We start from the raw sequence: 22805 nt of genomic DNA on the forward strand, positions 1-22805 counted from the left end.
GCCTGTGGCACAGTTTGACATCAAGCTTTGTCCAAGTTCACCAAAACTTCGTCGGTAATATCTCGCCCCTCGCTAACTCTAACGGCCCTATTCATGATGCCGAAATTTATCGAAAATAGATTTGCATCCGACGCCAACTGGCTAAGCAGTGCAGTCAGGAGCGCATAGGTGTCCGCATTTACTTGTGGTTGAGCGTTGCCGTGGTAACCACCGGATGGCAAGCGCCCGGCCGCCAGATTCAGTAAGCCTGCCACGTTCAAGCTCTGATCGCCCTCTTTCAGAGCTACCTTGGCGGAGACCAAGTCAGTCTTGCCTGGACCGGCCCGGAACATTTCGTGGATCAGGTCGTTGGCCACCTCTCCATAATTAAAGCCCGCCGAATCAAAGCGATCATTAAGATTCTTAGTATTAACCGTCATGAACTGAACATTGTCTCGATCGTGCACGCCCGCCTTTTTCCATTCGTTGTATTGGGATTGCTCTACCTGAACCATCTGATCATCAACTTTAGCACTATCCAGGAAAAAATTGCTTGCGGAAGTACCATCGAAGTCCAATCTTATGGCATTCAATAGGTTCAGGAAGTCGTCACGGCCCTTAGTTTTACTTCCTAAAAACAGCCCGATGGTTAGATCGGTTTTGCGCCTGAGGTCCCGATTGTTCAGCACAGAAATTGCATTGTCCAACTTCTGCCTCGCAATGGGCAAACTTTGCTGAATGATTTGAGCTGTATAGCTCTCAGGTCGGATACTGGGTGGAGTGAATGCCCGTTTGTACTCGAAATCTGGAAGTGCCTTGCCCCATGGTTTTCCGCGGCTAGTGACGCTGTACCAATCATTGTTTCCACGGAAAGCGCATACGTTTAATGCTTCAGTGGCACTGCCGCGAGGACGCCACTTCCCTTGCCCAAGATGGGGCAGGCTCGTGATATGAAGCAAATCCACAGAGCGGGCTTTGCCTGTCAATCGATTTAACTGGGATGTTGCCTTATCCAGTAACTTCGCGCCCTGCCTCTGTAAATGCATCCCGCTTTTAAAAAGTGCCTTCGACGCTCTGTATCCTGCTGTAGGCAATCCATCGATTGGATTGAACGTCGACACTGTCAGTTGCAAGCCATATCTAACAAAACTACCAAGCTTGGCTGTCGAAGACACTGTTTTAGCGGCGATACTCAAAATGCTGGCCGGCGCACCCAACACGGTAAATAAAATTCCGATAGCGTCCATTGTGCATGCGTAAACCCCATCGACCACTTTATTTCTGTCTCCGGAGGCTAGGTCTTCGGTACACTTCTTGAAGGGCACAACCAAATCAACGATATAGGTCACGACTTCGTCGTAGGTCTTTTCCTTGCGCTCTTTTTCTGTGAGTTCACCAAACGCTTCGATGAATTCCTCTACGCTTCCGACAGGCCGATGGGTGACAATAAACTGTGCAATATCATCAACGTGCGGACTTACGAAATATTGATAGAGACTGCGCTTATGTTCGGGCACGGATGTGGGAGCGAGAAGTTCGCCCAGCTTTTCGATAACCATTTTCCCGGAAGCATTCGGACGCGGTCTTTCCCCTTTAATATAGCTATTAAAATCAGTCGGAACATTGTGAGTCTCAGGAAGGGGATGATGGGCGTCGTTCAGACCACCTTTAAATTCCAGCCTGGAGGGCATGTTGAATTTCTGGGTTTTCTTAACCAAGTTACCTAAGGCGTCATTCCTCCGGCATTCGCCCAGCAAGCTGAACACTTCATAACACAGAATTTTGTCGTTACCGTAGGAGGCAATCATGATCACCCCAAATCGCCCTCTTGCCTGATCTATATTTGCTTGCACTTCCACATTTTTAGGCCCCTTATTACCAACCCCCACCAGATTGTAGTTGGAATCCTTTGGATAGATAGTTTCAACGACCGGTGGACGGACGGTGAAAAATGTGACTTTACTTCTCTCGAAGACATCACGATCTGCAGATGGCATCCCCGCCATTGCCAATTTAATATTGCATGCCACGGCCTTATGAATATTGTAGTGATACTTGCCTATCTCGGCTTTAAAAACATCCTGATTGCGCGCCATACGCAACAGTTGTGGATATTGTGTGAGAATATGCGGTGATTGGTTCCAGTCCCATCCTCCCGATGTCAACTCGCCTTCAATGTGCAAATCGAGCATGCTGACCCTCATTGAAGAAAATGGCTCAGGTCGCAGTAGTGGGCTTTCGAAAAAATCACATCCGGGGATCGCTTTCTCCAGGGCCGCCAACGCAAGTTTTTTTCGATTCGGCACTGGCGTGGAAAACGCCGCCACCCCATTAACCATGTTTTCCACATGTGTTTGGTAGGCGGTCAAAGCACGCTGAGCTGCATCAGAAGCAGATACCGTAATATCACTATGGGAAATGACCTCGTTGATTAACGCCCAGTCAATGATGGCATCGATAGCTGTCAAACCTTGCAGCTGCCCCATTGATTGACTTATGGAATCCAAGTCAGCGAATTGCATGACCTCTTCGTAAGTCATCAAACGCGAGGCACCTTTGACGTTGAGTTCAACGACGCTGACTGCTTGGGAAAAAGTAACCCAACCGATCGACCCGGCGGTAAGCGACGAAGGAACATTCTTGACCAAAAAGCCGGGGGCGATGGATGACAACATTAAATGCGACGCCAGGGGAACCAGTGCGGGGGAGACCCTTTCGTTACTGATAAGAAATTGCTCAATTCCCTGACGAATGATGTGCAAAGGTCTATCAGCAGCGTCACGGGGTTCATAAATATCATAGCTACCGATTTGATTTCGCTGATGCTTTACCCCGATGAATGGATCAAGCTGAAGAATAATCGCAGTGTATAACACCTGTGCAAGATCACTTTGCTCGAGCACTTGGTCATCGCGTGCGCCCCACCAACCTAACGCATCGATGTATCTTTGGGCCAACTCGTAAGAATACGAATGGTGTACAAGTTTGAAAATCACTTCATTTGCATTTTCCCAAGCGACACGATCGGACAATTCTGGACTGACGTTTTCATACAACAGGTCAAGCAAACTCTGACCACCGGAAATGAGCTTGGAAGTCAACCTGCGAATCTCTGCGCATTGGGGTGCAGTCAGTGCGCCCGAATCATTGTCGTGTCCGTTGATTTGTTCCCAGTAGTCCACGAGTTGATCGGATTTAGGCCATTTCCATTTCAGGAAGGCACACATTTTATCCGCCTGTTCGAGGTCAGTCGGCACATTCAGGCCGTGAAAGCGCATCCATTGAGCAGGGCTGACTCCGGCAGACGTCCTGATTACGCCACCCGTTTGTTCAGCAGCACCCATGAGATGTTTTAGAGTTGCGTGCGCGTCGGGGTCAGACTGAATTTCACTCAGTAACCCCTTCCCGCGACCCGACACGACCGTCAAGCCATCACGTGTGACGAATGCTTCTACGTCCTCGCGGTAAGCCCTGACCAAATCTAACAAACTCTTTTGGAAAGGCTTATGCACATAATAAAAAGATGACCCTTTCTGCGATTGCATAGAAGAATGATCCAACACAAAGGCCTCAGAACGAGAATGAATTGCAGAAGCCAGGTGAAAATAGACCATCTCGCGTTCATTTAAATCGGCCTCAACGCATAACTTGTTATCCTGCGCGATCGAAACAGTATTGCTACTCGAATTATTTCTGACTTTCATGTTACGCCCCTAATTAAAAACTCCAATGTTTAATACAGCGGGCGCAGCTTTAAACAGGACGCAAAGTCTTTCAACCTGCGAATTATTAGTTAAAATTTCCTGACCTCAAAAGAAACAACACAACTAGCATTTAAAACAACGTCAGACTCACTCAACCAACCCCCACTCCCCAGAAGACGGTTTCCCGATCATTGCCGACTCACTATCAAGTTTGAATCGCAGCCTTACGTTATTAATGGAATCTGCATATTTCAATGCCTCATCAAGACTAATCACACCTTCCAACAACAACTTATAAAGTGCGGAATCGAAAGTTTGCATACCCAATTCTTCCGACTTCTCCATGATATTTTTTAGCTCGCCCAATTCGTTGCGCCGAATCAGATCGCCAATAGTCGGCGTTCCCAGCATCACCTCCACCGCCGCCCTTCGTTGTCCATCAAGGGTGCGCACCAGCCGTTGGGAAACAAAGGCCTTGAGGTTATTGCCCAGGTCATGGAGCAGTTGCGTCCGGCGTTCTTCGGGGAAGAAGTTGATCACGCGGTCCAGCGCCTGATTGGCGTTGTGGGCATGCAAAGTGGAAATTACCAGATGGCCGGTATCGGCAAACGCCAGCGCGTGCTCCATAGTCTCGCGGTCGCGGATCTCGCCGATCAGCACCACGTCCGGCGCCTGGCGCAGGGTGTTTTTCAACGCTGCATGAAAGCTGCGGGTGTCTACGCCGACTTCACGCTGGTTGATGATCGACTTCTTGTGCCGATGGATAAACTCGACCGGGTCTTCGATGGTGATGATATGGCCGCTGCTGTGGCGGTTGCGGTAATCGATCAGTGCCGCCAGCGAGGTCGACTTGCCGGAACCGGTCGAACCGACGAACAATATCAGCCCCTGCTTGAGCATCACCGTTTCGAGCAGCACCGGTGGCAGCTTGAGGTCTTCGAAGCGTGGAATGTCGAGCTTGATGTTGCGCGCCACGATGGACACATCGTTACGCTGCTTGAAGATATTGAGCCGAAAGCGTCCGACCCCCGGCAGGGAAAGCGCCAGGTTCATTTCCAGTTCGCGATCGAACTCCAGGCGCTGTTCGGCGTCCATGATGGACGCGGCAATAGCCGCGACTTCACCCGGTTTGAATGGTTGCTCGGTCAGGGATTTGAGCACACCATCAAATTTCGCGCTGGGTGGCGCGCCCGTGGACAGGTAGAGATCGGAGCCATTGCGGCTGGCCAGAGTTTGCAACAGTGCATCGATTTCCATGGCAAAAAGCACCCGCGAAGCATTCAATTGAAAAAATGACCCGAAACGGGTCATCCAGCGTCTACCGCCATGCAAGGATAGTAGACGCCGCTACACCGACTGACACGCAGGACATTGTGATGAACGCACCACCAACCGCCAGCGACGCCCAGGCCCTGATTGCCCGACTGGACTGGACAAACAACCCGCTGGGCGCCGCCGATCACTGGCCGCAGAGCCTGCGCACCGCTGTGGACATTGTGATTCACTCGCCAATGCCGATGCTGTTGCTGTGGGGCCCGCAGCTTACGCAGATCTACAACGACGGCTTCGCCTTCCTCGCCGGCAGCAAACACCCTCACGCTTTCGGACAACCGACGCACCTGATCTGGCCAGAACTGAAAGACTTCACCGACCCGATTTACAGCGCCGTCCTACAGGGCCAGGTGCGAACCTACAGCGAACAGCGCTTTACCTTGCAACGCGACGGGCAAGATTCCGACTTCTGGCTGGATTTGACCTACAGCCCCATTCGCAATGAAAGCGCCGAGGTCGCCGGCATTCTGGTCACGGCCATCGAAACCAACGAACGCCGCCGCATCGCCCTGGAACTCGAGCAGCGCTCCGCCGCCAGCCTCAAAGCCCAGCAGGAAACCGAGCAGCGCCTGCAACTGGCGCTGGCTGCCACTGATGCCGTCGGCACCTGGGACTGGGACATCGGCGAAGACCGTTTCATCGCCGATGCCCATTTCGCCCAATTGCATGGCGTCGACGCAAGCCTGGCCAACCAGTTGCCCATCAGCGAATACCTCCACGGCGTACACCCGGAAGACCGCGCCATGATTGCCCGCAGCATCAAGCATTGCATTACTCATGGCAGCGAGTACGCCGAGGAATATCGCTTGCTGCAAGCCGACGGCCAATTGCGCTGGGTGTTTGCTCGGGGTCGTTGCTACAAGGATCATCATGGCCGGCCGATCCGTTTCCTCGGCGCCGCATTGGACCTGACCGAACGCAAACACATCGAACAGGCCTTGCGCCAAAGCCAGACCGAGCTGCAGCTGATCATCAACGCCATGCCGATCCTGATCAGTTACGTCGACAGCGAGGAGCGCTTTCGCCTCAACAATGCCGCCTACCTGGAATGGTACGGCCTGACGCCACAGGAGCTTTACGGCCGCACCGTACGTGAAGTGCTGGGCGATGAAGCCTATGCCTTGCGCGCCGAATACATTGCCGAGGCGCTGAAAGGCAAGGCTTGCAGTTTCAGCATCAGCGCCGCGCACCGTGATGGCAGCACCCGTCAGGCCCTGATGAACTACCTGCCCCGTCATGGCGCGGACGGCGCGGTCAATGGCTTTTACATCTTCGTGATCGACGAAACCGAGCGCAAACAGACCGAAGAGGCCCTGCGCAACCTCAACGAAACCCTTGAAGAACGCGTCAGCGCCCGCACGCAGCAATTGGCCGAAGCCAACCAGCGACTGCAGAACGAGATGTTCGAACGCGAGCGCGCCGAAGACGCCTTGCGGCATGCGCAGAAAATGGAGGCGGTGGGACAGCTCACCGGCGGCATCGCCCATGATTTCAATAACATGCTCACCGGGATCATCGGCAGCCTCGATTTGATGCAGCGCTATATCGCCGACGGGCGTGCCGCCGAGATCGGTCGTTTTACCGAAGCCGCAGTGTCCTCGGCCCACCGCGCAGCCGCCCTGACCCATCGCCTGTTGGCGTTCTCCCGGCGTCAGTCGCTGGATCGCAAACCGCTGAATGCCAACCAGCTGGTGCATTCCCTGGAAGATTTGTTCCGCCGGACCAAGGGCGACCATATCGAGCTCAAAATGCAGCTGGCCGATGAAGTCTGGCCCGTCAGCACTGACGTCAGCCAACTGGAAAACGCCCTGCTCAACCTCGTTATCAATGCCCGGGATGCGATGCCCGAAGGCGGCGAGCTGCTGATCGAAACCGCCAACGTTCACCTCGACGGTAGCGACATTACCCCTCTGGAACCGGTCAGGGCCGGGGATTATCTGATGATTGCCGTTAGCGACAACGGCACCGGCATGACCCCGACAGTGTTGGCCAAGGCCTTCGACCCGTTTTTCACCACCAAACCCATCGGCCAGGGCACCGGCCTTGGGCTGTCAATGATCTATGGCTTCGCCCAGCAGTCGGGCGGGCATGTCAATCTTCACAGCCTGCCGGGCCAGGGCACCTGCGTTCGGCTGTATTTGCCACGGTTGCACGTCGCGGTGCCGGAGCACACCCTGGAGCCGCTCAACGGCGAAACACCGGCAGCGGTTGCCGGTGAAACCGTGGTGTTGGTGGAAGACGATCCAGCAGTGCGCATGCTGGTGCTCGACCTGCTCAATGAGTTGGGTTATCACGCCCATGAAGCTGAAGACGCGAAGGCCGCCCTGCCCTTGCTGGAATCGGAGCTGCGGGTCGATCTGCTGGTGACCGATGTCGGGCTGCCGGGCATGAACGGTCGGCAGCTGGCGGAAATCGCGCGTCAGCATCGCCCGGATCTGAAAGTGCTGTTCATGACCGGTTATGCGGAGAAAGCCGCCGAACGCCAGGGTTTCCTGGAGGAAGGCATGGACATGGTGGCCAAACCCTTTTCCATTGACCTGTTGGCCAACAAGATTCGCACGATGATCGGCCAAGCGGGCTGAGTTAAGGCATAATCGCGCGCCCCACGCTGGCACCAACATAGCCACCCCCGTTGCAAGGTACTGCCAATGAAAGCCCAAGCCCGCCATATCCTGGTGAAAACCTCGGAAGAAGCCGAGCAGCTCAAACAACGCATCGCCAAGGGTGAAGCCTTCGATGTGCTGGCCAAGAAATACTCCACGTGCCCGTCCGGCAAACGCGGCGGCGACTTGGGCGAAGTGCGGCCCGGGCAGATGGTCGGCGTGATCGATGCGGTGATCTTCAAAAAACCGCTGCGGGTGGTGCATGGGCCGATCAAGAGCAAGTTTGGTTATCACCTGGTGCAGGTGTTTTACCGGGATTGATTGGCTTGGCTTCAGGGCCTCATCGCGGGCAAGCCCGCGATCCGGTTGCGCAGCAAGCGGCCAACCACTGCTTATCTCGGAATCAGCGCCCCCGGCACCTGAATCACCCGACTCGCCAACCGATGCCCCGCCTCGGCAGCTTCAACCGGGCTGCCGCCCTTGAGCCGACAAGCCAAATACGCCGCACTGAACGAATCCCCCGCCGCCGTGGTGTCCACTACCCGTTCGACCACCTGCGCCGGCACTTCGAACGACTCGCCGTCACAGCGAATCAGACACGCCTCGGCGCCGCGCTTGAGCACCACTTCCGGTGTGCCCATCTGCTCATACGCGGCAAACACCGCCGCGCAATCGGAAAAGTGGAACAGCGCCTGCTCGTCATCAACCGTCAGCAACGCCAGGTCGATATAGGGCAGAACGCTGCGATAAGCCGCCCGTGCTTCTTCAATTGACGCCCACAGGCGTGGCCGGTAGTTGTTGTCGAACACGATCCGTGCATCCCGCTGCCGGGCTTCGATCAGGGTTTCCAGAAGTTTTTCCCGCCCCTGCACACCGAGCACCGCCAGGGTGATGCCACTGAAATACAACACGTCGTAATCCGGCAGCGCCGCCAGGATCGGCGCGGCCGCCGGGGTGGTAAAGCAATCGCGCACGGCCGCTTCATTGCGCCAATAGAGAAAACGCCGCTCGCCAGCAGCGTCGGTCTGAATGCAATACAGGCCGGGCAAGCGACCGGGCAAACGCTGGACCATGTCCAGCCCAATGTTTTCACTGGCCCAGCTCTGGCACATCGCATCGCTGAAACTGTCATCGCCCAGGGCGGTGACGTAATCCACCGTGCCGCCATCGCCCAGTTCACGGGCCAGGTAGACCGCGGTGTTCAGGGTATCGCCGCCGAAGCTTTGTTGCAGGGAGCCGTCGGCGCGCTGCTGCAATTCGATCATGCATTCGCCGATCAGGGCGATGCGCGGGGTGTTGGGGCCCAGGGGGCTGATGTTGTTCATTGATGTGGCGTCTCTGGTGTTTCGGTGGTGTCTGGATGCCCGCGAAGGCCGCACCTCGGTCTAAACCTTAGAAACAGGTTTCCATGGTTTCGATGACATTCAGTTGCTCATCCACCAAACACCCAATGCGCCATTTGTCGAACGTCAGACACGGGTGTGAAGTACCGAACGAAATGATATCGCCCACCCGCAATTCAACCCCCGGCGCCACGGTCATGAATGCATGCTGGTCCATCACCGCCGTCACCTTGCAGGCACTCACATCCTCGCCGACCGCCGGCACCACACCGGCCTTGTAACGCAGCAACGGCACCGGCAGACCGGCATCATAGGCCACGTCGCGCTTACCCAAGGCGATCACCGCAAAACCCGGTTCCGGCAACGACTGCACATGCGCCCAGACCTCCAGCGCCGGGCGCAAACCTTCGTGCAGGTCGCTGCGACGGTCGAGCACGCAGCATTGCGCTTCTTTGTAGATGCCATGGTCATGGGCCACGTAACTGCCGGGGCGCAGCACACTGAGGAATCGGCCGCCGGCATTCTGCGCTTCAAACGACTCGGCGATCAGGTCGTACCAGGCCGAACCCGATGCGGTGATGATCGGCTTGGCAATGGCGAACGCACCACTGTCCTGCAGCTGCACGGCCAGGCGCACCAAAGAATCGGCGAACGCACGGATGCCGCTTACCGCGTGATCGCCGTGAATCACCCCTTCGTAACCCTCGATGCCGGTCAATGCCAGCGCCGGTTGTGCAGCAATGGCTTTGGCCAGCGCGACCACTTCGTCTTCCGTACGGCAACCGCAACGACCGCCGACCACACCGTATTCGATCATCACGTTCAGGCGCACACCGCGCGAGGCGAAATACGCGCCCAGGTCCGCGACGTTATCCGGGTGATCGACCATGCAATAGAAATCGAAGGTCGGGTCTGCCAACAGATCAGCAATCAGTGCCATGTTCGGCGTGCCGACCAATTGGTTGGCCATCAGCACCCGATGCACGCCATGGGCGTAAGCCGCGCGGGTTTGCGTGGCGCTGGCCAGGGTGATACCCCAGGCACCGGCGTCCAGTTGGCGACGAAACAGCGCCGGGGTCATGCTGGTTTTACCGTGCGGCGCCAGTTCCGCGCCGCTGTGGCTGACAAAGTCCTGCATCCAGCGAATGTTGTGTTCCAGCGCCTCGCGGTGCAGCACCAGCGCCGGCAGGCTGACGTCGCGCACAAGATTGGCGCCTGTGTGGGCAAAGCCCTTTTCCACGGCGGCAGTATTTTTGGCAGAAAACATGGTCGATCTCCTCACACTCGCGGCCGCAGGCAGCCGCTGTTATTCGTTGATGCGCCGGGCCAGGCTGTTGGCACTGTCGATCAGCACCCGACGATAGTCGTTGTAATTGTTCTTGGCATCGGCCCGTGGAGCGACGATGCACAGGGTCGCGATGGCCACGCCGTTCGGATCTTTGACCGGGGCGGCGAAGCAATGGGTAAAGGTGTCGGCGACGCTATCGAAGGAAAAGAACCCGTCGATACCGGCTTGGCGGATTTCCTCTAGAAACCGCTCCAGCGGCAGACGTTCGCCGTCGGGCAGGATGAAGTCGTCGGGGTCGATCAAATCGACGATCTGCTGATCGCTCAGATGCGCCAGCAACAGGCGCCCGGAAGCGGTCCAGGGGATAGGTGCGTTCTCGCCGATGTCCGAGGAAATGCGAAAATGTCGCTCGCCCTCTTTCATCAATGCCACGGTGTATTTACGACCGTTGAGCAGGCACATCTGCGCGGTTTCGCGGGTCTGGCTGACGATCTCTTGCAAGGCAAGATCGGCTTCGCGGGTCAGATCGAAATGGCGCAAATGCGCCTGCCCGAGGAAGTACAACTGACGACCGAGGTAAACGTGACCGTCCTTGCCCACAGGTTCGAGGATACGCCGCTCCAATAAGGACGCGACCAGTTCGTAGACCGTTGATTTCGGGCTGCCGATGCCGCTGGCGATTTCGTTCGGGCGCAGGGGCTGGCCGATTTCCTTGAGGAAGTCGAGGATGTCGAACGCCCGGTCCAGACCGCGAGCCCGGCGCTTGATGGTGTCTTCGATCATGTTTCAGGTTCCCATTCAAAGTGCCGGGCAATCTACCAGATCACGCCCTTGAAGATCGTTCCCACGCAGAGCGTGGGAAGGATCGGTGTCGGAACTCAGGCCTTTTTCTTGTACGCGACGCAATCAATCTCGACCTTGCAATCGACCATCATGCTCGCCTGTACGCAGGCCCTCGCCGGTGCGTGTTCGCTTTTGAAGTACTCGGAGAACACTTTGTTGAAACTCCAGAAATCCCGCGGGTCTTCCAGCCACACGCCGGTACGGACCACGTCTTCGAGCCCGTAACCGGCCTCTTCCAGAATCGCGATCAGGTTTTTCATGGTCTGGTGAGTCTGCTCGACAATGCCGCCCACGATAATTTCACCATCCAGCGCCGGCACCTGGCCAGACACGTGCAGCCAGCCATCGGCTTCGACGGCGCGGGCGAAAGGACGGGGCTGGCCGCCACCGGCGGTGCTGCCGGTGCCGTAACGAGTAATGCTCATGGGTGTTTCTCCTGATTGAAAAGGTTAAAAGCGAGTGTTCTTGAGAAATTCCGCCAGACGCGGCGACTGCGGGCGTTCGAACAGTTCCTTGGGTGGCCCCTGCTCTTCGATCCGCCCCTGATTCATGAACACGATCTTGTCTGACACCTCGAAGGCAAAGCGCATTTCGTGGGTCACCAGCAGCATGGTCATGCCATCTTCGGCCAGGCCCTTGATCACGTTCAGCACTTCGCCCACCAGCTCCGGATCGAGGGCCGAGGTGACTTCATCGAACAGCATCAGGCTCGGGTTCATCGCAATCGCCCGGGCAATCGCCACGCGCTGTTGCTGGCCGCCAGACAACTGACCGGGGTAATGATCGCGTCGGTCCAGCAGGCCAACCCGCTCCAGCCATTTTTCCGCCAGCGCCACGGCTTCATCCTTGTGCAGCTTTTTGACCTTGAGCAAGCCGAGGGTGACGTTCTGCAGCGCGGTGAGGTGCGGGAACAGATTGAATTGCTGGAACGCCATGCCAGTCATGGCTCGATGACGGGCGATGACTTTTTCCGGGTGACGCACACGCTTGCCATTGACCTCGTGATAGCCGATGGATTCGCCATCGAGCAGAATCTGCCCGCCCTGGAACTCTTCGAGCATGTTCACGCAGCGCAGCAGCGTGGTCTTGCCCGAGCCGCTGGAGCCGATCAGCGTGACCACATTGCCGCGCTGCAGGGTCAAGTCGACGCCCTTGAGCACTTCGAGCTGGCCGTATTGTTTGTGCAGGCCGCGGATGTCCAGCAGCGCTTGATTCTGTGTCGAAACTTGAGCTTGTGTCATGGCAAGGCCACCCGCTTTTCAATGTGCCGGCCGAGTAATTCGATGGCGTAATTGATGATGAAAAAGAGCAAACCGGCGAACAGATAAAACTCCAGGGTCATGAACGTCCGGGCGATGATCTGCTGAGTGCTGAGCAGCAATTCGGCGACGCCGATCACCGACAACAGCGTCGAGGCCTTGACGATCTCGGTGGACGAGTTGACCCAGGTCGGCAGAATCTGCCGCAATGCCTGGGGCAACAACACGTAGCCCAGTGCCTGGTAAAACGTCAGGCCGATGGCCTTGCTCGCTTCCATCTGGCCACTGGGCAGCGCTTGCAATGCTCCGCGCACAATCTCGGCGACGTGGGAGCCGCAAAACAGCGTCAGTCCCAAGGTGCCCGCCCCGAATGCGCTGATTTGCCAGCCCAGTGCCGGCGCCATGTAGAAGCAAGCCAACACCAATACAAACACCGGCGTGCCGCGAATGATGTCGACGTAAAACCGGAACGGCGCGCGCATCCAGACCGTGCCGTAGGTGAGCACCAGACCGGCAACGATGCCGACCAGTGTGCCCAACAAAATCGCCAGCGCCGAGCACTGCACACTGGTCAGAAAACCCTGCCACAGGACTTCCCGCGCCACCCATAACTCATGCAACCAACTGGGGGATTCGTACATGGGGGCCTCCTATCGGCGAATCGCCAGACGCTGCTCGAGGTAACGCAGCATCATGGCAATGAGGTAACAGGCCGCAACATAGAGCGCTGTGGTCACCAGCCAGGTTTCGATCACCCGGTAGCTCTCGACATTGATCTTGCGCGCGTAATAGGTCAGCTCCGGCACGGCAATCGCCGCCGCCAGCGAGGTGTCCTTGAACAGCGAAATGAAGTTGTTCGAAAGGGCCGGCAGCACGTTGCGCAGCATCACCGGCACGGTGATGTAAGCCTTGACCTGCCACTCACCGAGCCCGATCGCCAGGCCGGCTTCACGTAGCCCCTTCGGAATGCTCAACAGACCACCGCGAAACACTTCGGTCAGGTACGCCCCGGCATACAGCGACAGCGTGATGATGAACGACGGGATCTTGTCCAGACGAATCCCCAGGCTCGGCAACGCGAAGTAGATCAACAGGATCAACACCAGAATCGGCGTATTACGGATCACCGTCACATACACCGACGCCAGCACCCGCAATGCGCGGTGCTTTGACAGCAAAGCAAACGCCATCAGCAGGCCGATCACGCAACCGATGGCGATCGACACCAGCGCCAGCTCAAGCCCCAGACCGAGCCCCGCCAGCAAGGTGTCGAAGTCGCGCCAGACGGCGGCAAAATTCAACTGATAGTTCATGGTCAGCAGTACCTTGAGCGGGGCGATTTAGAACCGCCCCGCTCTCACGGGATCATTTGTATTCGACGGGGAAACCGATGGTTGGGGTCGGCAGATCGACACCGAACCACTGCTTGAACGACGCCGCGTAAGTCGGGAACTCAACGCCCGTCATGGCTTCATGCAACACGGTGTTGACGAAGTTCAGCCAGTCCTGATCGCCGCGTTTGACGGCACACGCATAGGTCTGCGGGCTCCAGGCGTAGGTCGGGCTGCGATAGCGACCGGGGTTCTGCACCATCAGGTATTTCACCGACGACTGATCGGTGGCCGCGGCGTCGGCACGGCCGGAGTTCACCGCCTGATACATCAAATCCACACTGTCGTACTGATCGACCTTGGCCTTGGGCAGCGCCTGATGCACCAGTTCTTCGGCGTATACGTTCTGCAGCACCGCCACGATCACACCGTCACCGGCGGCCTTCAGGTCGTCGATTTCCTTGTACTTGCTGTTGGCCGGCAACAACAAGCCCACGCCTTCGCGGTAGTACGGCAGGGTGAACGCCACTTGTTGGGCGCGACTGGCGGTCACGGTGATGAACTGGCAACTCATGTCGACCTTGTCGGTCAGCAGATTGGGAATCCGCGCATCGGACGACTGCACCACGAACTCGACTTTGCTCGGGTCGTTGAACAACCCTTTGGCCACCATCCGCGCGATATCAATGTCAAAACCCTGCAACTTGCCATCCGCTCCCTGGAAGTGCCACGGCGCATTGGTACTGCCCGTGCCCACAATCAATTTCCCACGGGCCAGCACGCTGTCGAGCTTGCTGTCTGCCGCTTGAGCGACACCCATGACAGCGGCCGAAGCCGCGAGAACGAAAACACACGCTTTAAACAAAGAAGGTCGGCGTTGCATGGCAAGCACTCCAGGGTCATGTTTATTCCGTTATACCGGAACTAGGTATGTAACAACGGAATAGACAGCAGAAAGTGTGCCACAGGTTGTGGGTGGAATCTCGGGGGAATTGAAAAGTGTTTTGAATCAGATGGATGCGCATGAGCGCGAGGAAGGCGTTACGAAACGCACAAATAAGAGAACGCTACCGTGGGACACAACGCTCGAGTACTTGCACCACATCTGAAGCCGTAGCGATTCAAAATGAAGCAGAGCCCTACCTGTAATTTCTGACAGTAGACCCACCTGCTCGCCTCCTTTAACGTCAACAGGCCTTCGATAGTCTTTGAAAAGGAGATTTCAATGAGCTCGATGACCACCCACCCGACGATGGCTGCGGTCTACCGCAAAGCGCTGAAGACCTGGCGGCCGGTGATTCTGTATTTCGGCAGCCAACACTGTCCCGCCTGCGAAATGGCCGGGCCGATTTTCCGTCAGATTGCAGAGCCCTATCGGCATCACGCGCAAATCTACATGCTCAACACCGGCGAATCGCCCAGGCATCCGGAAGTCACCGGCACACCCACTGTGCTGTTCTACAAGGACGGGAAGTTGCTGAAGAAACTCAAAGGAATTGGAACCCGGGAAACCCTGGAAGAAAACTTCAAAAAGCACATCGGCAAGCTCAGGCCCAAACAGATTGCCCGCAAACCCCGCCACGACTTGCCGTGGCTGCAGAAAACCTTCAGCACTTTATGCACCGCGCCCCGGGCACGGGAGCTGTTGAATGTACGTTTGATGAGTCATGTTTGAGTCGACTGGGTGATCGCCTTCGCGAGCAAACCCGCTCCCACAGGTTCCCCTCCTTGCCGGGCTGTTATCGTCCGGCAAAACGCAACCGCGACAGCATGCGCAAATCGCCCGGGAGGTAATAATCATCGGTCCAGCTGTCATCCGCAGCCAACGGCCGGACTTGCTTGAGCGCCAGTTTTTTTGCGAAGTAGCGGAACCGGTAATGCTCGTAAAAGCGCAGCAGCTCGAGCCCATAACGATCGGCCAGGTCGGTGTCACCGCGGATAATCAGGTAGTTCTCGTCATTGCCGTTGCTGGCCGCGGCGCTGAGGTTGTGGCTGCCGCTGATGATGGTCGGTGTGTCGGTGGTGAAGTCGACGACGATGGCTTTGGTGTGCACCAGCAGGTTGCCCTTCTGGCCCTTCATGTTTTCCTTGAGCCAGCCTTCCAGGCCGGTGTTGAGCAGTGCAGTGGCGGCAAATTGGGCGGTGCGGTCGGCGTGGAAACCGGTGATGCGGCTCGCGGTGTTTTGCAGGCCGTAACGCAAGATGTCGTCGTGGGGTTGGCCGAGCAACGCGTTGAGCACTTCGTCCGGCAAGGCAAATGCCGTGACAAACAGCAGGTCTTTTTTCGCGGCGCTGATGATTTCGACGAACTCACGCAAGTCGCCCTGGCCAGAGCGCGGTGAGAAGCCGGCGAACAGCGCCTGGTCCGGCTCCATCGGATTGTTTTCCGTGAGCCATTCCCGGGTAGCGCCGACGTCCGCCGGTGTGGCCCAGACTTGCTCGAAAGTTTGCAAATAACTGGCGCCGATCCGAGCATCGTCCAGCACATGCACAACATTGGCCTGACGATAAACGCCGTTGGCGGTGAAATTGGTGCTGCCGCAGAGCACCGCTTCGGGCAGATGCTGCCCCGCTGCGTCGAGTCGGCTCAGGACCATGAACTTGTTGTGAAAGATGTTGTGGGTGACCCGCCCACGCTTGTTCGCCGCCGGAATTTTTTCCAGGCTGGCTTCGTTCAGCGCCGTGGTGTCTTCGTCCGGTTGGGCGTGGTACAGAACCCGAACCTTCACGCCGCGCTCGAAGGCAGCGTTCACCGCATCGACGATCACCTTCAACTGGTATTCGTAGATCGCGATGTCCAGCGCCCACTGGCCATCCTCGGCCCGCTCGATGAACCCCAGCAAGCGTGCGAGCAGACCGTTTTCCAGCCATTGCCGCGGCGCGTCGGGCCAGGCTTCGATGGGCAGTTTCTTGTTGGCGCTGAGCAGCGCATCGAGGTCGGCGAACTTGCGCTGGAAGGCCTGACTCGCGGCCACCGCCCGGTTGAAGATGACGTTCTGGCCCGCTGGAAGGCCATTGTCGGTGGTGAGCGTCACTTCCAGAAACTCACCCAGCTGCGGCGCATCGGCGGTGCCGTAGGCCAGGTGAACCCGATAATGGATCGTCACACCCGGATTGACCGCGTAATCGGCCCAGCGAAATTTCTGCAACGGCGCGGTATCACTGGGGGTGGCGCGAAACTGGGGGAATGTATGAGCCTTGCCGGGGAAGGTCAGGCTGTTGAACAGAAACAGCCAAGGTTTGCTGCCTTGCTGTTTTTCGATGGCGAAACCCAGCAGACCTTTGCGGCGGGGTTCGGCCAGATCGATCGCCAGCAACACGCCGTTGGTGCCAGCGTAGGCTTTGACGCGAAAATCGTCCTGGTCATTGCGGGCTAGAACACGCATGGGTCACTCCTGTGATTGGCTTGCTTACAGCAGCATAGGGCAGCGATGCAGATGAGCTGCGATTATCCGTTTCCGAGGTGATGCCATCGCGAGCAGGCTCGCGATGGGGTCAATACTGTCAGCACAAAACTCAACCAGAAATCAGCTCATCGATATGTCGATAATCAACCTGCAATTGCGCCGCCAACACCTTTGCCCGGCCAAGACGAATCGGTCCGCGCTCAATGTCGATCAGCAACCCCGGGCAATCCAGCGCCGGCAACGTTGACCATTCCTTCAGCCGTCCATCCGTCACCAGCAGCAGCCGTTGCTGCTCTGCCGGAAAGCGCTTTTGCCGTGCCGACAGCCAACGCCCTGCCTCGCCCAACGCCGCCAGCACCGGTGTGCCGCCGCCGGCACCGAGCCCCTCGAGCCAGTCGCGCAAGCCAGCGGAAGCTTTCAAACCTTGCACCTGCCACGTCGGCACATGGCCGCTGGCGGTCAGCAAAGCCAAGCGCGCACGCTGTCGATAGGCATCGTCGAACAGTTGCGCCAGCAAGCCCTTGGCATCGCTCAACGCTTGACGCCGCCGGGTCGAGGCCGAGGCATCGACGATCACCAGCCATAATTCATGAGGACTGCGGGTGCGCAGGTGAAACAGCACATCATCGCGTTGACGCGGTCGGCCATTGAGCAAGGTGCCAGGCCAATTGATCGAACCGCTCAGGGCGGCGTGACGCTTGCCCTGTTTACCGTGATCCAGCCGTCCTGCGCGGGGTCTGGCATTCGCCCCCGCGTCTGATCGAGGGCGAATGCCTAGGGCTTTTTTGGCCAGCTCGGCACTTCACGTCGAGCGCCGACCGGCAGTGCCTGGGCGGGCATTTCGCCCCACTGGCCCTGACCTTCGCTTGGGTTGGGGTTCTGGTTAGAGGGCGGCTGCGGTGCCTGGGATTGTTGCGGCATCGGTGGCGAGTGTTCGCGACGACGATGGCGCAAGGCAAATTCAGCGACCGCGTCGATATCGTCCTCGCTGATCGCGGTCGCGCCCCGCCATGCCGCGTGGGCCCGTGCCGCGCGCAACCAGACCAGATCGGCTCGCAAGCCATCGACGCCGGCAGCAAAACAACGCTCGGTGATCTGCGCCAGCGCGGCATCGTCGAGTGGAATGCTCGCCAGTGCCGAGCGCGCCTTTTGGCAACGCTCGCGCAGTGCGTGTTGCTGGCTTTCCCATTCGGCGCAGAACCCTTGCGGGTCGCTGTCGAAATCCAGTCGGCGACGGATGATCTGACCACGCTCGGCGGGTGCGGTGTGGCCACTGAGGGCGACGTTCAAGCCAAAGCGGTCGAGCAGTTGCGGACGCAGCTCGCCCTCTTCCGGGTTCATGGTGCCGATCAGCACAAACTTCGCCGAATGCCGATGGGAAATCCCGTCGCGCTCGATCAGGTTGGTGCCGCTGGCGGCCACGTCGAGCAGCAAGTCCACGAGGTGATCGGGCAGCAGATTGACTTCATCGACATACAACACGCCGCCGTCGGCCTTGGCCAGTACGCCGGGGGAGAACTGTGCGCGGCCTTCGCTCAAGGCCGCGTCGAGATCGAGTGTGCCTACCAACCGTTCTTCGGTGGCGCCTAGCGGCAAGGTGACGAATTGACCGCTGGCCAACAGGTCCGCCAGGCCTCGGGCCAGGGTCGATTTGGCCATGCCGCGCGGACCTTCGATCAGCACGCCGCCGATTTTCGGGTCGATGGCGGTCAGGTACAGCGCGAGCTTCAAGTCGTCGGCGCCGACCACGGCGGAGAGTGGGAAATGGGGGGTGTCGGTCATTTTCAAATCTCAGTCATGGTCGGTGGCAGGCACACCTTGTACCTGTGGGAGCGTGGCTTGCCCGCGAAGGCGTCCGCTCAGTCGAAATCAATGTTGATTGTGAGGGCCTCTTCGCGGGCAAGCCACGCTCCCACAGGTTAGCGGTGTCCCAGAGCTAGCCGTCTTCTTCTATATCCAGCAACAAATTCTCCAGCGCCTCGCGGTACTCGCCCGGCTCTTTCCACATTCCCCGCTGCTGGGCCTCCAGCATGCGCTCGGTCATGTCGCGCAAGGCGTGGGGGTTGTGTTCGCGAACAAACTCCCGGGTCGCTGGATCGAGCAAATAGGCGTCTGCCAGCAACGCATATTGATGATCGTCGATCAACTGCGTGGTGGCGTCGAACGCAAACAGGTTATCGACCGTCGCCGCCAGTTCGAACGCGCCTTTATAGCCATGGCGCTTGACCCCGTCGATCCATTTCGGATTGGCCGCGCGGGAACGAATCACCCGGTTAAGCTCTTCCTTCAACGTGCGGATCTTCGGCAAGTCCGGCTGACTGTGATCGCCGTGATAACTGGCCGTCGCTTCACCGCTGAGGCTTTCGACAGCCGCCAGCATGCCCCCCTGGAACTGGTAATAGTCGTTGGAATCGAGCAAGTCGTGCTCGCGGTTGTCCTGGTTTTGTAGCACCGCCTGCACCTGGCTCAGACGCTGGGCGAACTGTTCGCGGGCGGCGGTGCCTTCATCGGAGCCGCCGTAAGCGTAACCGCCCCAGTTCAGGTAAACCTCGGCCAAGTCTTCACGGCTTTGCCACAAGCGACCGTCTATGGCGCCCTGCACGCCCGCGCCGTAAGCACCCGGTTTGGCCCCGAAGATGCGCCAGCCGGCCTGCCGCCGCGCCGCTTCTTCATCCAGCCCGGACTCCAGCAGCGCTTGCCGCTCGGCGCGGACCTTGGCCGCCAACGGGTTGAGATCGTCCGGTTCATCCAGCGCGGCGACCGCTTGCACGGCAGCGTCGAACAGCCGGATCAGGTTGGCAAAGGCATCACGGAAAAATCCGGAGACGCGCAAGGTCACGTCCACCCGTGGGCGGTCCAGCAGACTCAACGGCAGAATCTCGAAGTCGTCAACCCGCTGACTGCCGGTCGCCCAGACCGGACGCACGCCCATCAGCGCCATGGCCTGGGCGATGTCGTCGCCGCCGGTGCGCATGGTTGCGGTGCCCCAGACCGACAGACCGAGCTGACGCAGGTGATCGCCGTGGTCCTGCAAGTGCCGCTCAAGAATCAGGTTCGCGGATTGGAAGCCAATGCGCCACGCGGTGGTGGTCGGCAGGTTGCGTACGTCCACCGAATAGAAATTGCGCCCAGTGGGCAGCACGTCCAGCCGGCCGCGACTCGGCGCGCCGCTCGGGCCGGCCGGGACGAATCGGCCGTTGAGGGCGTCGAGCAAGCCGCGCATTTCCGCCGGGCCGCAGGCGTCCAGGCGTGGGGCAACGACTTCGCGCAGGCTATCGATGATGGCGTTCACCTCCGACCAACCACCCTCCTGTGGGCCGGGTTGGGCTTGAGGCTGGTTCAACGTGTGCGAAATCAGTTGAGTGGCGAACAGCTCCAGGCGTTCACGGGTATCCCCGGCGGTGCGCCAGGGTTCATCGTTAAGCGATTGCAGTTCCACGGGACGTGGTCCGGTCCACGGCTCGGCCAACGCACAATCCAATGGATCAAACCCCAGCTCGAACGCCTTGGCCAACGCCCGCAACAGACTCGATTGCGCCCCACGACCATCGCCGCGAGGAATACGCAGCAAGGCCAATAAGGTGTCGATACGCAACCGCCCGACCGGCGATTCGCCAAACACATGCAGGCCATCGCGGATCTGCGACTCCTTCAAGTCGCACAGGTACGTGTCCAGGCGCGGCAACCAGATCGCCGCATCGGCGTCACTGTCGAGCTTCTCGTCCAGTTGCAGTTCGCGGTCGATGTGCGTGTCGCGCACCAATTGCAGAATGTCGCGCTGCAGTTCCCGGGCACGGCGCGGATCGAGCAATTGCGCTTCGTAATATTCGTCGGCCAACAATTCGAGATTGCGCAGCGGACCGTAGGTTTCGGCGCGGGTCAGCGGCGGCATCAGGTGATCGATGATCACTGCCTGTGTACGGCGCTTGGCCTGGGCGCCCTCACCCGGGTCGTTGACGATGAACGGATAGATGTTCGGCAGCGGCCCGAGCAACGCATCCGGCCAGCAGTTTTCCGACAGCCCGACGCCTTTGCCCGGCAGCCATTCGAGGTTGCCGTGCTTGCCCACATGAATCACGCCGTGAGCGCCGTAGGTGTTGCGCAACCAGAAGTAGAACGCCAGATAGCCGTGAGGCGGCACCAGGTCCGGGTCGTGATACACCGCGCTCGGGTCAACCTGATACCCCCGGGCCGGTTGAATGCCGACGAAGGTCAGGCCGAAGCGCAGACCGGCCACCATCATTCGTCCGCCACGGAACATTGGGTCGTTTTCGGGGGGGCCCCAACGTTCCAGCACGGCTTGGCGATTGGCCTCGGGCAGCGCGTTGAACATCCGGTTGTAGTCGTCCAGCGCGAGGCTTTGATGACAGGGACGCTGGTCGAGGGTGTCTAGGTCGTTGCTGACGCCGCCGAGCAATTGCTGGATCAGCGCGGTGCCGCTGTCCGGCAACTCGGCCGGCAGCGGGTAACCTTCGGCGTGCAGGGCGCGCAGGATGTTCAATGCCGCAGCCGGTGTGTCGAGGCCTACGCCATTGCCGATGCGCCCATCGCGCGTCGGGTAGTTGGCGAGGATCAGAGCGATGCATTTTTCGCCGTTAGGCACTCGCGCCAGATCGATCCAGCGCCGTGCCAGTTCAGCGACAAAATCCATGCGTTCAGGTTGCGGCCGGTAGCAGACCACGTCGGACTGACTGCGCTCGCTGCGCCAGGCCAGATCCTTGAAACTGATCGGCCGGCTGATGATCCGCCCGTCCAGCTCCGGCAGCGCGATGTGCATTGCCAGATCCCGCGGCCCGAGGCCTTGTTCGCTGGCGCGCCAACCGGGTTCATTGTCTTGGGCGCAGATCGCCTGGATCACTGGAATGTTGCGGCGAAACGGCCGCAAGTGCGGCGCTTCGGGGCTGGACTGGGCGAAACCGGTGGTGTTGAGAATCACCCCAGCCTCGACTTCATCCAACAGGTCCTCAACCACCATCAGGCAGCCGGGCTCTTTCAAACTGGCCAGCGCAATCGGCAACGGGTTCAACCCCGCCGCTTGCAAACGCTGGCAGAAAATATCGATGAAACCGGTGTTCGCCGCCTGCAAATGCGAGCGGTAAAACAGCACCGCCGCCACCGGCTGATCAGCTTGCCAGTCGGCTTGCCAATCGCTTAGTTCTGCGGGGCTTTTTTGCGGGTGATAGATCGCGGTGCGTGGCAGGGTTTGCGGCTCGGACCATGGATAGTCGCGGCCGAGCCAACGACTGGCGAGGCAGCGAAACAGGTCGAGCGCGTTGGCCATGCCGCCCTGACGCAGGAAGTGCCAGAGCCGGTCGCGGTCTTGCGCGGTGACGGTGCTCAGGTCGCTGAGTTCCGGGTCCGGCCGATCGTCCCCCGGCACCAGAATCAGCTGCACGCCGCGCTCGGACAATTCCACCAGACGCTCAATGCCATAACGCCAATAGGCGATGCCGCCGTGCAGGGAGATCAGAATTACCTTGGCATGGCGCAGCACTTCGTCGACGTATAGATCGACCGAGGCGTGATTCTGCACCTGCATCGGGTTGGCCAGGCGTACGCTCGGGTAATCGTCGGGCAACTGCTGCGCCGCTTCGGCGAGCAACGCCAGGCTGGAATCGCCGCTGCACAGGATCACCAGCTCGGCGGGGGTTTGTCCAAGGTCGGCAATGTTGTCATCCGACACGAAACCGCCGGGCTGGGTCCTGAGCAGGTGCAT

The 22805-nt window shown here is 58.7% G+C and carries 17 protein-coding genes; 3 read left to right on the plus strand and 14 right to left on the minus strand.

The window, feature by feature from the left end; genetic code table 11:
• Positions 1 to 20: 20 nt before the first annotated feature.
• Both PSH97_RS16275 and PSH97_RS16280 read right to left on the minus strand, forming a co-directional pair.
• Positions 21 to 3683 carry a hypothetical protein gene (locus PSH97_RS16275; protein WP_305445803.1) on the minus strand — a complete coding sequence of 1221 codons (3663 nt, stop codon included), beginning with the start codon at positions 3681 to 3683 and terminating at the stop codon, positions 21 to 23.
• Positions 3684 to 3830: 147 nt separating this feature from the next.
• Positions 3831 to 4940: a PilT/PilU family type 4a pilus ATPase gene (locus PSH97_RS16280; protein ID WP_305445804.1), complete on the minus strand. Its 1110-nt coding sequence runs from the start codon at positions 4938 to 4940 to the stop codon at positions 3831 to 3833.
• A 119-nt stretch (positions 4941 to 5059) separates the two neighbouring features.
• Here PSH97_RS16280 and PSH97_RS16285 point away from each other — a divergent pair, with 119 nt between their 5' ends.
• Both PSH97_RS16285 and PSH97_RS16290 read left to right on the plus strand, forming a co-directional pair.
• Positions 5060 to 7597, plus strand: a complete 2538-nt coding sequence (locus PSH97_RS16285) for a PAS domain-containing hybrid sensor histidine kinase/response regulator (protein ID WP_305445805.1) — start codon at positions 5060 to 5062, stop codon at positions 7595 to 7597.
• 66 nt (positions 7598 to 7663) lie between these two features.
• On the plus strand, positions 7664 to 7939 hold the full coding sequence (locus PSH97_RS16290) for a peptidylprolyl isomerase (RefSeq protein WP_007898282.1): 276 nt from the start codon (positions 7664 to 7666) through the stop codon (positions 7937 to 7939).
• 71 nt (positions 7940 to 8010) lie between these two features.
• On the opposite strand, the gene PSH97_RS16295 is transcribed toward PSH97_RS16290, so the two are convergent.
• From PSH97_RS16295 to PSH97_RS16330, 8 genes are all read right to left on the minus strand, one after another.
• Positions 8011 to 8943 carry a sugar kinase gene (locus tag PSH97_RS16295; protein WP_305445806.1) on the minus strand — a complete coding sequence of 311 codons (933 nt, stop codon included), beginning with the start codon at positions 8941 to 8943 and terminating at the stop codon, positions 8011 to 8013.
• Between the two features lie 67 nt (positions 8944 to 9010).
• Positions 9011 to 10228, minus strand: a complete 1218-nt coding sequence (locus PSH97_RS16300) for an amino acid deaminase (RefSeq protein ID WP_305445807.1) — start codon at positions 10226 to 10228, stop codon at positions 9011 to 9013.
• 39 nt (positions 10229 to 10267) lie between these two features.
• A complete protein-coding gene (locus tag PSH97_RS16305; RefSeq protein WP_305445808.1) occupies positions 10268 to 11032 on the minus strand; it encodes an IclR family transcriptional regulator in 765 nt (254 codons plus the stop codon).
• A 95-nt stretch (positions 11033 to 11127) separates the two neighbouring features.
• Positions 11128 to 11517: a RidA family protein gene (locus PSH97_RS16310; protein ID WP_123356725.1), complete on the minus strand. Its 390-nt coding sequence runs from the start codon at positions 11515 to 11517 to the stop codon at positions 11128 to 11130.
• Positions 11518 to 11541: 24 nt separating this feature from the next.
• Positions 11542 to 12333 carry an amino acid ABC transporter ATP-binding protein gene (locus PSH97_RS16315; RefSeq protein WP_305445809.1) on the minus strand — a complete coding sequence of 264 codons (792 nt, stop codon included), beginning with the start codon at positions 12331 to 12333 and terminating at the stop codon, positions 11542 to 11544.
• Positions 12330 to 12992 carry an amino acid ABC transporter permease gene (locus PSH97_RS16320; protein ID WP_305445810.1) on the minus strand — a complete coding sequence of 221 codons (663 nt, stop codon included), beginning with the start codon at positions 12990 to 12992 and terminating at the stop codon, positions 12330 to 12332. The genes PSH97_RS16315 and PSH97_RS16320 overlap by 4 nt, the downstream gene beginning before the upstream one ends.
• A gap of 9 nt (positions 12993 to 13001) precedes the next feature.
• Positions 13002 to 13664 (minus strand): amino acid ABC transporter permease, encoded by a 663-nt coding sequence (locus PSH97_RS16325; protein ID WP_105341167.1) that lies wholly within the window; start codon positions 13662 to 13664, stop codon positions 13002 to 13004.
• Between the two features lie 52 nt (positions 13665 to 13716).
• Positions 13717 to 14565 (minus strand): transporter substrate-binding domain-containing protein, encoded by an 849-nt coding sequence (locus PSH97_RS16330; RefSeq protein ID WP_305445811.1) that lies wholly within the window; start codon positions 14563 to 14565, stop codon positions 13717 to 13719.
• Positions 14566 to 14907: 342 nt separating this feature from the next.
• On the opposite strand from PSH97_RS16330, the gene PSH97_RS16335 reads away from it, so the two are divergent.
• Positions 14908 to 15357: a thioredoxin family protein gene (locus tag PSH97_RS16335; RefSeq protein WP_305445812.1), complete on the plus strand. Its 450-nt coding sequence runs from the start codon at positions 14908 to 14910 to the stop codon at positions 15355 to 15357.
• Between the two features lie 64 nt (positions 15358 to 15421).
• Here PSH97_RS16335 and PSH97_RS16340 read toward each other — a convergent pair whose 3' ends face one another.
• The 4 genes from PSH97_RS16340 to cobN form a co-directional block, all read right to left on the minus strand.
• Positions 15422 to 17068: a phospholipase D-like domain-containing protein gene (locus PSH97_RS16340; RefSeq protein ID WP_305445813.1), complete on the minus strand. Its 1647-nt coding sequence runs from the start codon at positions 17066 to 17068 to the stop codon at positions 15422 to 15424.
• 130 nt (positions 17069 to 17198) lie between these two features.
• Positions 17199 to 17744, minus strand: coding sequence for a vWA domain-containing protein (locus PSH97_RS16345; RefSeq protein ID WP_305445814.1), 546 nt, complete (start codon positions 17742 to 17744; stop codon positions 17199 to 17201).
• A gap of 119 nt (positions 17745 to 17863) precedes the next feature.
• The gene (locus PSH97_RS16350) at positions 17864 to 18871 is read right to left on the minus strand and encodes an ATP-binding protein (protein ID WP_305445815.1); all 1008 of its coding nucleotides are present in this window, start codon (positions 18869 to 18871) and stop codon (positions 17864 to 17866) included.
• Between the two features lie 154 nt (positions 18872 to 19025).
• A complete protein-coding gene (cobN, locus tag PSH97_RS16355) occupies positions 19026 to 22805 on the minus strand; it encodes a cobaltochelatase subunit CobN (protein WP_305445816.1) in 3780 nt (1259 codons plus the stop codon).

The sequence above is a fragment of the Pseudomonas cucumis genome (genome assembly GCF_030687935.1).
GTDB lineage: Bacteria > Pseudomonadota > Gammaproteobacteria > Pseudomonadales > Pseudomonadaceae > Aquipseudomonas > Aquipseudomonas cucumis.